Origin of the sequence: Acinetobacter geminorum, assembly GCF_013009345.1 — a bacterium.
Classification (GTDB): domain Bacteria; phylum Pseudomonadota; class Gammaproteobacteria; order Pseudomonadales; family Moraxellaceae; genus Acinetobacter; species Acinetobacter geminorum.
Genome location: NZ_JABELE010000003.1, coordinates 155,640 through 166,547 on the forward strand (window position 1 = coordinate 155,640; position 10,908 = coordinate 166,547).

General features: G+C 40.3%; 10 protein-coding genes. 9 read left to right on the forward strand and 1 reads right to left on the reverse strand.

What is annotated here, in order from left to right:
• Positions 1–190 precede the first annotated feature (190 nt).
• The 6 genes from HJG58_RS04090 (at position 191) to recJ (ending at position 6,901) form a co-directional block, all read left to right on the forward strand.
• On the forward strand, positions 191–988 hold the full coding sequence (locus HJG58_RS04090) for an oxygen-binding di-iron domain-containing protein (RefSeq protein WP_170248011.1): 798 nt from the start codon (positions 191–193) through the stop codon (positions 986–988).
• 90 nt (positions 989–1,078) lie between these two features.
• Positions 1,079–1,444, forward strand: a complete 366-nt coding sequence (locus HJG58_RS04095) for a YkgJ family cysteine cluster protein (RefSeq protein WP_170248012.1) — start codon at positions 1,079–1,081, stop codon at positions 1,442–1,444.
• 135 nt (positions 1,445–1,579) lie between these two features.
• Positions 1,580–3,046, forward strand: a complete 1,467-nt coding sequence (guaB, locus tag HJG58_RS04100) for an IMP dehydrogenase (RefSeq protein WP_002121951.1) — start codon at positions 1,580–1,582, stop codon at positions 3,044–3,046.
• Between the two features lie 149 nt (positions 3,047–3,195).
• The gene (gene glmM / locus HJG58_RS04105; RefSeq protein ID WP_170248013.1) at positions 3,196–4,533 is read left to right on the forward strand and encodes a phosphoglucosamine mutase; all 1,338 of its coding nucleotides are present in this window, start codon (positions 3,196–3,198) and stop codon (positions 4,531–4,533) included.
• Between the two features lie 10 nt (positions 4,534–4,543).
• Entirely contained in the window at positions 4,544–5,200 is a 657-nt protein-coding gene (pdxH, locus tag HJG58_RS04110; protein ID WP_171545210.1) for a pyridoxamine 5'-phosphate oxidase, read from the forward strand.
• Complete coding sequence (recJ, locus tag HJG58_RS04115; RefSeq protein WP_170248015.1) at positions 5,201–6,901, forward strand: single-stranded-DNA-specific exonuclease RecJ; 1,701 nt, start codon at positions 5,201–5,203, stop codon at positions 6,899–6,901.
• 45 nt (positions 6,902–6,946) lie between these two features.
• Here recJ and HJG58_RS04120 read toward each other — a convergent pair whose 3' ends face one another.
• Entirely contained in the window at positions 6,947–7,714 is a 768-nt protein-coding gene (locus tag HJG58_RS04120) for a putative porin (RefSeq protein WP_005078653.1), read from the reverse strand.
• A 392-nt stretch (positions 7,715–8,106) separates the two neighbouring features.
• Here HJG58_RS04120 and prfB point away from each other — a divergent pair.
• The 3 genes from prfB (at position 8,107) to HJG58_RS04135 (ending at position 10,813) form a co-directional block, all read left to right on the forward strand.
• Positions 8,107–9,202 (forward strand): peptide chain release factor 2 gene (prfB, locus tag HJG58_RS04125; RefSeq protein ID WP_099475557.1). Its coding sequence is split into 2 segments (ribosomal slippage): positions 8,107–8,178 and positions 8,180–9,202, totalling 1,095 coding nucleotides; the frame shifts between segments, so codons are not numbered across the junction.
• A 221-nt stretch (positions 9,203–9,423) separates the two neighbouring features.
• Positions 9,424–9,726 (forward strand): ArsR/SmtB family transcription factor, encoded by a 303-nt coding sequence (locus HJG58_RS04130; protein WP_170248016.1) that lies wholly within the window; start codon positions 9,424–9,426, stop codon positions 9,724–9,726.
• A 28-nt stretch (positions 9,727–9,754) separates the two neighbouring features.
• Positions 9,755–10,813, forward strand: a complete 1,059-nt coding sequence (locus HJG58_RS04135; RefSeq protein WP_170248017.1) for an alkene reductase — start codon at positions 9,755–9,757, stop codon at positions 10,811–10,813.
• Positions 10,814–10,908 lie beyond the last annotated feature (95 nt).

Genomic DNA, 10,908 nt, shown 5'->3' on the forward strand with positions numbered 1-10,908 from the left:
TGAGAATTATTTTAATTTATTGTGGGTTAATTTTAAATAACATTATGATTCAGTTATAAAATAAGAAAACCAAAATCAATTTTAAAATATTATGAGAAAGATAAAGTAATTCATTGCATGAGTTGTTGAATCCCATTATTTTATTATGGATATAAAAATATCTAATATTTAAAGTTTTTTGGGGAATTGTATGGGGTTTGAAAAAACAACATCGCAGATATTATTTGATAATGGCGTACATAAATGTATTAGTTTTACCAGCTTGGTTAAAGGGGAAGGCATTCAAGCCAATCAATTTTTAATTATTGATCATGAACGCGCTGCTGTAATCGACCCAGGTGGCGATTTGACCTATGTTCCATTAACGATGGAGTTGAATAAATATACACGTTTGAAAAATCTGGACTATGTGATGGCCTCGCATCAAGATCCGGACATTATTACTTCAATGCCACGCTGGCTGGTTTATACCGATGCTAAAGTCGTTGCATCAAAATTATGGGCACGTTTTTTACCACACCTAAATTCCTCATTTATGAGTGAGCGTATGAAAGGGAATTGGGAAGACCGTCTTATTGAATTACCCGACCGCGGCCAAGTGATTACTCTAGGAGAATCCAAGCTTGTGGTAGTTCCAGCTCACTTCTTACATTCGGTGGGTAATTTTCAGTTTTATGATCCAGTTGCCAAAATTTTATTTTCTGGCGATATGGGTGCCTCGATTGTTGAGGATGCTAATCAGCCTTTAAAAGATTTCGATACCCACGTTATGAAAATGAAGGCTTTTCACCAACGCTATATGTGTTCCAATAAGGTTATCCGTTTGTGGGTTAACATGGTGCGGCAAATGGATATTGAAATGATCGTTCCTCAGCATGGAAGTCCATTTATTGGTAAAGAAATGGTCAATCAGTTTTTAGACTGGATTGAGACCTTGCCATGCGGCGTAGATTTAATGAATGAGCAAATTTTTAGCTGTCCAACTTAAAAAATGAGGTCCATTATCTTGAGTCGGAATTGAAATTTTTTTAGTATTTTTCGTCGCAGAAAAACCTTTGATGACGAGAATTTGAATAAAATGTTATCTCAAGTTGCGACTCCAGATGAGTGCCTACGCTGTGGGGCATGTTGTGCACATTTTCGGGTTTCATTTTACTGGGCTGAGGCCGAGTTAATGGATGAACATCTCGTTGAACCTTTAACACCTGTTTATTCTTGTATGCGTGGAACTAATCGGGCTCAGCCACGTTGTCAGGCTTTGACAGGTGAAATTGGTAAAGAGGTGGGGTGTTCTATTTATGCTGTACGTAGTTCTACCTGTAGAGAAGTGCAGGTGGGAGATGAGCAGTGTAATAAAGCTCGTTTGGCGCACCAGCTTATTCCTCTTATTCGTATTAACCCAGCCGATTCTGAAAATGATCATGACTATGATCAGGTGAGTTAAATATGAGCTAACACAATAATAAGTGAGAAATATTTAGAGTAGGCGAATATCTATTGCTGAAAAAGGCAAAGATAATATGAAAATTGCATTGAAATTTGTTTATAATAGCTCACGGAATTTACCAGTGAGATTGTTATGCTGACCATCGTTCAAGAAGCGCTAACCTTCGATGATGTCTTATTACTTCCTGCCTACTCTACTGTTCTCCCAAAAGATGTCTCTTTAAAGACACGTTTAACTCGCGGCATTCATTTAAATATCCCATTAGTTTCAGCTGCAATGGATACAGTGACTGAGTCACGTATGGCGATTGCGATGTCACAAAATGGTGGTATCGGGATTTTGCACAAAAACATGGATATTGCTGCTCAAGCTGCAGAAGTACGCCGTGTGAAAAAATTCGAAGCGGGTATGGTGAAAGATCCTATCACTGTAACGCCTGAAACTACAGTGCGTGAACTGATTGCAATTACCTCTGCTAATAACATTAGCGGTGTACCTGTTGTTAAAGATGGCAAGGTTGTTGGTATTGTGACAGGCCGGGATACGCGTTTTGAAACCAATTTAGAACAACCTGTTAGCAACATTATGACAGGCCAAGATCGTTTAGTAACTGTACGTGAAGGCGAGTCTAAAGAAAATATTCAAGCATTATTGCAAAAACACCGTATTGAAAAAGTCTTGGTCGTTGGTGAGAGCAATGAACTTAAAGGCTTAATTACAGTAACTGACTTCCGCAAAGCCGAGAGCTATCCAAACAGTTGTAAAGATGATCTTGGTCGTTTACGTGTTGGTGCTGCGGTAGGTACAGGTGCTGATACACCAAGTCGTGTGGAAGCATTGGTTGAAGCTGGTGTTGACGTAATTGTTGTTGATACAGCACATGGTCACTCTGCTGGTGTAATTGAACGTGTACGTTGGGTGAAACAAAACTTCCCTCAAGTACAAGTGATTGGTGGCAACATTGCAACTGGTGATGCTGCATTAGCATTATTAGATGCAGGTGCAGATGCTGTAAAAGTAGGTATTGGCCCTGGTTCTATCTGTACAACACGTATTGTGGCAGGTATTGGTATGCCACAAATTTCTGCGATTGACAGCGTTGCTAGCGCACTAAAAGATCAAATTCCTTTAATTGCAGATGGTGGTATCCGCTTCTCTGGCGATATGGCTAAAGCGATCGGTGCGGGTGCAAGCACAATCATGGTTGGTTCACTTCTAGCTGGTACTGAAGAAGCGCCGGGCGAAGTTGAGTTTTTCCAAGGTCGTTACTACAAAGCATATCGTGGTATGGGTTCATTAGGTGCAATGGCGGGAGCAACTGGTTCTGCTGACCGTTATTTCCAAGATTCAAAAGCGGGTGCTGAGAAGTTAGTACCAGAAGGCATTGAAGGCCGTGTTCCATATAAAGGCCCAATGGGTAATATCGTTCATCAAATGATGGGTGGTTTACGTTCATCGATGGGTTATACAGGTTCAGCTGTGATTGAAGATCTTCGCCAAAATGCAAAATTTGTGAAAATTACTTCAGCTGGTATGTCTGAGTCACATGTCCATGATGTAACGATTACTAAAGAAGCTCCAAACTATCGTGTTGGTTAGATTTTCGTAACCAAAACAATGAAGAAAGCCGTCATTACACTGACGGCTTTTTGTTTTTGGTGTAAAGTAAATCTGACGAAAAGAAATATGGCGGAATGGCCATATATGAAGTAAGCCACGGCTGAAGTGGCGTAAAAATGAGATAAGCTATGAGTTATTTTGGAACGGATGGTATTCGTGGAAAATTTGGGCAAATGCCTATTACTCCAGAGTTTGCTTTAAAACTCGGTTTTGCTGCAGGGAAGGTATTAAAACGAACGAGTCCAAAAAATAAGCCACTTGTTGTATTAGGAAAAGACACTCGTTTATCTGGTTATATTTTAGAGTCTGCTTTGCAGGCGGGGTTAAACGCTGCTGGCGTATATGTTCATTTACTTGGCCCATTACCAACCCCAGCAATTGCGCACCTTACTCGTGCTTTACATGCGCATGCAGGTATCGTGATTTCTGCATCGCACAACCCATATTTTGATAATGGGATTAAATTTTTCTCAAGCGAAGGAAAAAAATTACCAGATGCTCTACAAGAAGAAATTAACCTCGAATTAGAAAAAGATTTGTTTATTGAGGACACCGCAAACTTAGGTAAAAGTGTTCGTGTAAATGATGCGAATGGTCGCTATATCGAATTTTGTAAATCTACTTTCCCTTACCACTTTGACTTAAATAATTTAAAGATCGTATTAGACTGTGCTCATGGTGCAGCATATAGTGTTGGTCCTTCGGTTTTCCGTGAGTTAGGGGCAAAAGTTGTTGCTTTATATAATGAGCCAGATGGTTTAAATATTAATGAAGGTTGTGGTTCAACACATCCTGAAAACCTACAAAAAGCTGTCGTTGAGCACCAAGCAGATTTAGGGATTGCCTTTGATGGTGATGCTGACCGTGTCGTAATGGTTGATAAGTTTGGTAACTTAATTGATGGCGACCATATTTTATATATTTTAGCGACTCAGGCTCAAAATAAGCCAGCAGGCGTAGTCGGTACTGTCATGAGTAACATGGCACTCGAAGTTGCACTTGAAAAAGCGAATGTTGGTTTTGTTCGTGCTAAGGTTGGCGACCGATATGTATTACAAGCTTTAGAAGAAAATGGTTGGGTTACTGGTGGGGAACCATCTGGCCATATTCTAACTTTAGATAAGAGTACGACAGGTGATGCGATTATTGCAGCCCTTCAAGTTTTAACCGTGATGGTCGAGCAAAATAAAGCTCTTCATGAATTGGTTCAAGATTTTAAATTATTCCCACAAATTCTTGTGAATTTACGTTTAGAACAAATGCTTGATCCGTATTCTATTCCTGCATTGGTTGCCGAGTTTGATAAAGCAGAAGCACAGCTCAAAGGCCGTGGACGTATCTTGATTCGTAAGTCAGGAACAGAACCTGTTATTCGAGTTATGGTCGAAGGTGATGATGAGCAAGAAGTGAATGCTTTAGCTCAGCATTTAGCAGATTCAGTTCGTTCACAAGCACAAGTCGCATAAGGTGCATGACATGAGTGATGTCATTAAAGATTTAAGTGAATTACGCTTAAGCTACGAGCAAGGAGAATTGCATGAGGGGCAAGTTGAATCTAATCCTCATCAGCAGTTTCTTGGTTGGTTTAACCATGCTCTAGCAGCCAATTTGCATGAACCCTATGCAATGTCATTAGCGACAGCAAGCGCGAATGGCAGACCTCATGTTCGAACAGTTTTGTTACGTGGGGCTACAGAAGCTGGGTATGATTTTTATACTAACTACGACAGTCAGAAAGGTATTGATTTGGCAGAAAATCCATATGCCGAATTATTATTTTACTGGCCAAGTCTAGAGCGTCAGGTACGAGTTGGTGGTCATGTAGTCAAAATTGCTGAGCAAGAATCTACAGATTACTATCGTAAACGACCACGTGATAGCCAGATTGCAGCGCATATCAGTACTCCGCAAAGTGGTAAGATTGAAAGTCGCGAGCTGTTACAGAAACGTTTTCAAGAGTTACAACAGCAAGTTACAAATTGTGAAGTACTTGATAAGCCAGAGTTCTGGGGAGGCTATCGTTTGCAGCCAGATTATTATGAATTCTGGCAAGGGCGACCAAATCGTTTACATGACCGCTTGAGTTATGAAAAAATCGACGGTCAATGGATGCTGCACCGACTGATGCCTTAAATGACAAAAATACAAATCAAACAAAGACCTTTATTGACACGCCCTGAACAATTTCAGGGCGTGCCTTCGTTTATTGCCGAAATTTTGGCAAGGCGTGGGGTACAATCTGAACAGGAATTAGAGTTAAAGCTTAAGAATTTGTTAGCTCCACAGCTCAAGGGATTAGAGATAGCTGTGGCCTTAATAGATCAAGCCATTGATGAGCAAAAAAAAATTGTTATTGTTGGCGACTACGATGCCGATGGCGCAACCAGCACAGCTTTAATGGTATTGGTGCTTCGCGATATGGGAGCACAAGTCGACTATTTGGTTCCAGACCGATTTAAATACGGTTATGGACTTACCCCTGCAATTGCAGAGCTTGCACATCAAACTTATCAACCCGATTTATTAATTACTGTCGATAATGGGATTTCCAGCCATGCTGGTGTTGATGCGGCACATGCACTGGGCATGCAAGTGGTTATTACAGATCACCATTTAACCACTAAAGAAACACCACTTGCAGAAGCAGTTGTAAACCCAAATCAGTTAGGTTGTGAGTTCCCAAGTAAGGCGCTTGCAGGTGTTGGCGTTGCATTTTATGTACTGGCCAATTTAGCAAGTTTACGTAACAAGCAAAACAAAAGTACAAGTAAAGTCACTCAATATCTAGACTTGGTTGCTTTAGGAACATATGCGGATGTTGCTGTCCTAGATTATAACAACCGTATTTTGGTCGACGCAGGCGTAAAACGTATTCAACAACATCAATGCCGAGTCGGAATATTGGCGTTGCTAGATATTGCTGGCCGTGAAGCTTCGTCTTTGCGTGCACAAGATTTAGGTTTTGTTTTAGGTCCGCGTATTAACGCTGCTGGACGCATGGAGAGCATGCGTATAGGCATTGAATGTTTATTAGCTGACACAATGGAATCTGCCTATCCAATCGCGAGACAGTTAAATCAATTAAATATAGAGCGTCGTCAAATCGAAGGGGAAATGAAGCAACAAGCCTTATCTGCTTTAGATGGCTTGCAGCTCTCAAAAGAAGACGTTCCTCCGGCTCTTGTACTTTTTGAAGAAAACTGGCATCAAGGCGTGATCGGGATTGTGGCAGGGCGTTTAAAAGAACAGTTTCATCGCCCCACTATTGTGTTTGCACCTGATGAAGATGGTATTCATATAAAAGGATCAGCACGTTCAATTGATGGCGTGCATATTCGAGATACGATTGAACAGGTTGCTGAACAACATCCAGAATTGGTGAGCCATTTTGGTGGGCATGCAGCAGCAGCAGGTTTAACCATACGTAAAGAAAACTTCGAAGCTTTTAAAACAGCATTTACCAATTGCATTGCAGCAATGGAAGAATCTTTGTTTCAAGCAACGCTATGGACGGATGGGGAATTACCAGCTTCGGCTTTGCAACTAAATACATTAGATTGGATAGAACAGCTTGGTCCATGGGGACAAAAATTCCCTTTTCCTCAGTTTGAGGGGCATTTTAAAGTTATTGATTATCGCTGGCTTAAAGAAACGCATTTGAAGCTTAAATTAGCACTGGACCAATACAGTTTTGATGCCATTGCTTTTAATGCAGTGGGCCGTTTTGAATTTGACCCAATGCGCGATTATGTACATTTGGTCTATGAAATAGATCGTAATGCATTTAATGGTAATGTGAATTTACAATTACGCATCGTACATTTAAACCAATAAAAAAATCCGCTCAATTGAGCAGATTTTTTATGACTTTAGGTTTGATTAGAAGCGGTATGCTGCACGAACACCATAAGTGTTGTCGTTATCACCAAATCCAACACGGCCTTCAACACTTACTTGCTGATTTAAGAATTTTTTAGCATTGATACCAAATTCATCTTTATCAGTTAAGTCGTTGTTGTAGTAATCAGCACCAACGCTTAAAGTTTTGTCGATGTAGTAGTCACCACGAACTTTATATTCGTCTAGATCACCAAATGCACCGAATGCTTCAAGGTTTACATCATGTTGACCTACTTGAGTTACGTATTTAGCACGAACTGTTGGATCAGCGCCGTCTTTACCGTCTTTTTCGTCGTAGCCTTTAACACCTAGAGCAAGTAATAAACCTGGAGCTGGTAAATAACCTACTTCAGCTGCATAAGTAGTTACTTTGCTGTCAATATTGGTGTTGTCGACTTCACGCTCGTTTCGACCTACATCACCGCTAAGGTAGAAATCTGAGTTAGGAACGTAATATTCAACACCTACGCCATATTGAGTATCTTTTGTACCGCTGTTATCGCCATAGTTGATAAGGGCGTTAACGTTACTTGCACGGCTTAAGAAAGCTGCTTCAGCAAGTGGAGCGTTACGAGTTTGAACAGGATTAAAGTAATAAGTCCCGTCAACACCGAATTTACTTACGCTGCTACCGTTGTCTGGATCAAGATAATTGTAAGAACCACCAACTTCAGCTTGGTAAGCGTTTGCTGCGCCACTCACTGCGAGAGCAGATAAAAGAGCTGATGCAATTGCTAGTTTTTTCATGGAATCTCTCCCCTCTAAAAAACGATTTTATAAATGTTTTGTTACAACTTTTAGTCTAGACGAAAAAGCTTGGTCGTCAATCTTGCGCAAGTAACCGTAGTGTAACCGTGTGCTATTTATGTAAAGATATTTAATTTAACAAATTGATTTTAAAGCATAAAAATATAATGTTTTATTTTATTAAAATTGAGGATATTTTGTGTAGATCATAAGAAATGCTGTAAAAGTACCCAGTTTTGTATGAGGATGTTACCAATTAAGCTTAAAATGAACTAAAGGAAGTTTGGTAATTAAATGTGTGAAATATGAGGAGAAATACAAAGCAGGTTCGTAGATAACTGCAGCTATGCTAAAATAATTGACTGTTTATCTGCTCTTATGGGAACACTCGCGTGGAAATTAATCCTTATCTAAACCAATTGAAAGACTTAACTGATCGTAGCCAAACACTACGGGGGTATCTTTGACTACGATCTGAAAAAAGAACGTTTAGAAGAAGTTTTACGTGAGTTAGAAGATCCTGCGATCTGGAATGATCAAAGCCGTGCTCAGGCGATGGCGAAAGAAAAGGGTGAGCTAGAAAACGTTATTAATGTATTGGACGGTTTGTCTACACAGCTTGAAGATGCAAAAGCGATGTTAGATTTGGCTGTAGAAGCCGACGATGAAAGCCTACTTGAAGATGTTCAGTCTGAGCTTGGGGCTGCCGAAGATGAACTGGCTAAACTTGAATTCCGTCGTATGTTTAGTAACCCAATGGACCCGAATCCTTGCTATGTAGAGATTCAATCAGGTTCAGGTGGTACAGAAGCACAAGATTGGGCGTCTATGCTTTTACGTATGTATATGCGCTGGATTGAACGTCATGGCTTTAAAGCAGAACTTATGGAAGTGTCTGACGGTGACGTAGCAGGTATTAAATCAGCAACGATTCGTGTTGAAGGTGAATATGCCTACGGTTGGTTACGCACAGAGTCAGGTGTACACCGTTTAGTTCGTAAATCACCATTTGACAGTGGCAACCGCCGTCACACTTCATTCTCTGCGGTATTTATTTCACCAGAGGTTGATGACAATATTGAAATTGATATTAACCCTTCTGATGTTCGTACTGATACTTACCGTGCATCTGGTGCTGGTGGTCAGCATATTAACAAGACCGACTCGGCTGTGCGTTTGACTCACATCCCAACAGGTATTGTAGTAGCGTGTCAGAACCAGCGTTCGCAACATGCTAACCGTGACCACGCATGGAAACAGTTACGTGCACGTTTGTACGAATTGGAAATGCAAAAACGTAATGAAGCAGCGCAAGCTCTAGAAGACTCTAAGTCTGATATTGGTTGGGGAAGCCAAATTCGTTCATATGTATTAGATGATTCGCGTATTAAAGACTTACGTACGGGTGTTGAAAACTCTAATACAGGTGCTGTTCTTGATGGTGACCTTGATCGTTTTATCGAAGCGAGTTTAAAACAAGGTTTATAAGAGTCTGCTGAACTTTTAGTTTAAATACAGTTCATCTATGAATATGTAGAACTCTTGGATTTTTAGCGATTAAAACGGCAAAGCAGTTCAGCCTTCGAATGTTAATCGAAAAAATGCGATATGAATATCGAAAAAAATAGATATGAATATCGAAAAAATGCGATATTATGTTTTCGAAATGCTGAACAAAGCTTTGTTCGTTTAAAAGACGTGTTGAGCCTATGGATATTGATGCAATTAGCAAAGCCCTTTCCAACCCTCTACGTCGGCAAATTTTGCAATGGTTAAAAGAACCTGCACGTTATTTACCGGTGGAAGAGTGTGGTGGTAGTTTTGAGAAGGGTGTTTGTGCAGGTCATATTGAACGTTTGGGTAAAGTAGCTCAGTCTACGATGTCTAATCATTTGTCTGTGTTACAACAGGCGGGGCTTATTCAGGTCCAAAAATATGGTCAATGGTCTTATTTTTCACGTAACGAAGCTTTGATTCAGCAATATATCGAACATTTAAAACAAACACTTTAAATTATTAAAAGTGTAAGTCGAGGCGATTATGGCTGAACTCAATACTCCTTTAACGGTTGGTGATTTTGAAATCAAAAATCGATTGGTAATGGCTCCATTAACGCGTGCGCGTAGTGGTGAAAGCCGAGTGCCTAATGATTTAATGGTTGAATACTATCAACAACGTGCAAATGCCGGTCTAATTTTGACTGAAGCAACAGTAATTGGTTCAAAAACTGTGGGTTATGCAGACACCCCAGGGTTATGGTCACAAGAGCAGGCACAAGCTTGGAATAAAATTATTGAGGCAGTTCATGCTCAAGGTTCAAAAATTGTAGCTCAACTTTGGCATGTAGGCCGTATTTCGCATCCTGAACTTTTAGACGGTGATATTCCTGTTGCACCAAGTGCAATTCAACCTGCGGGTGAAGTGAGTTTATTACGTCCTAAACGTCCTTATGTAACACCGCGTGCACTTTCAATTGAAGAGATTCAAGAAGTTATTGCTCAATACAAACATTCAGCAGAACTGGCTAAAGCAGCAGGTTTTGATGGTGTTGAATTACACGCAGCGAATGGTTACTTGATTGACCAGTTCCTTCAAAGTAATACCAACCAACGTGATGACGAATACGGTGGTCCGGTTGAAAACCGTGCACGTTTATTATTAGAAGTCGTTGATGCATTTATTGAAGTGTGGGGCGCTGGCCGAGTAGGTGTTCATATTGCACCGCGTGGTGATTCACACGATATGGGAGATGAAAACCCATTAGCAACTTTTGGTTATGTAGTTGAACAACTTAACCAACGTAATGTTGCTTTCATTTTCTCTCGTGAATATGAAGCTGCTGACAGCATCAGTCCTAAACTTCGCGAAAAATTTAATGGTGTATGGATTGCCAATGAGAACCTAACACCAGAATCAGCAAAACGTATCTTGCGTGAAGGTCAGGCAGATGCCGTATCTTTTGGTAAAGCATATATTGCTAACCCAGATCTTTTACAGCGCTTAGAACAAGACTTGCCATTAAATGAACTTCAACCAACGACTTTATACGCTAAAGGTGCTGAAGGTTATACAGACTATCCAACGCTGGAAGTGTCATAATATCTTTGAGATTTCGATTTACTGACCTATTTCATTTCTTAAGTCAGTAAATCGCTTTTCTTGTAATGGTAGAGTTTAGGTATCGAAACTCTGCC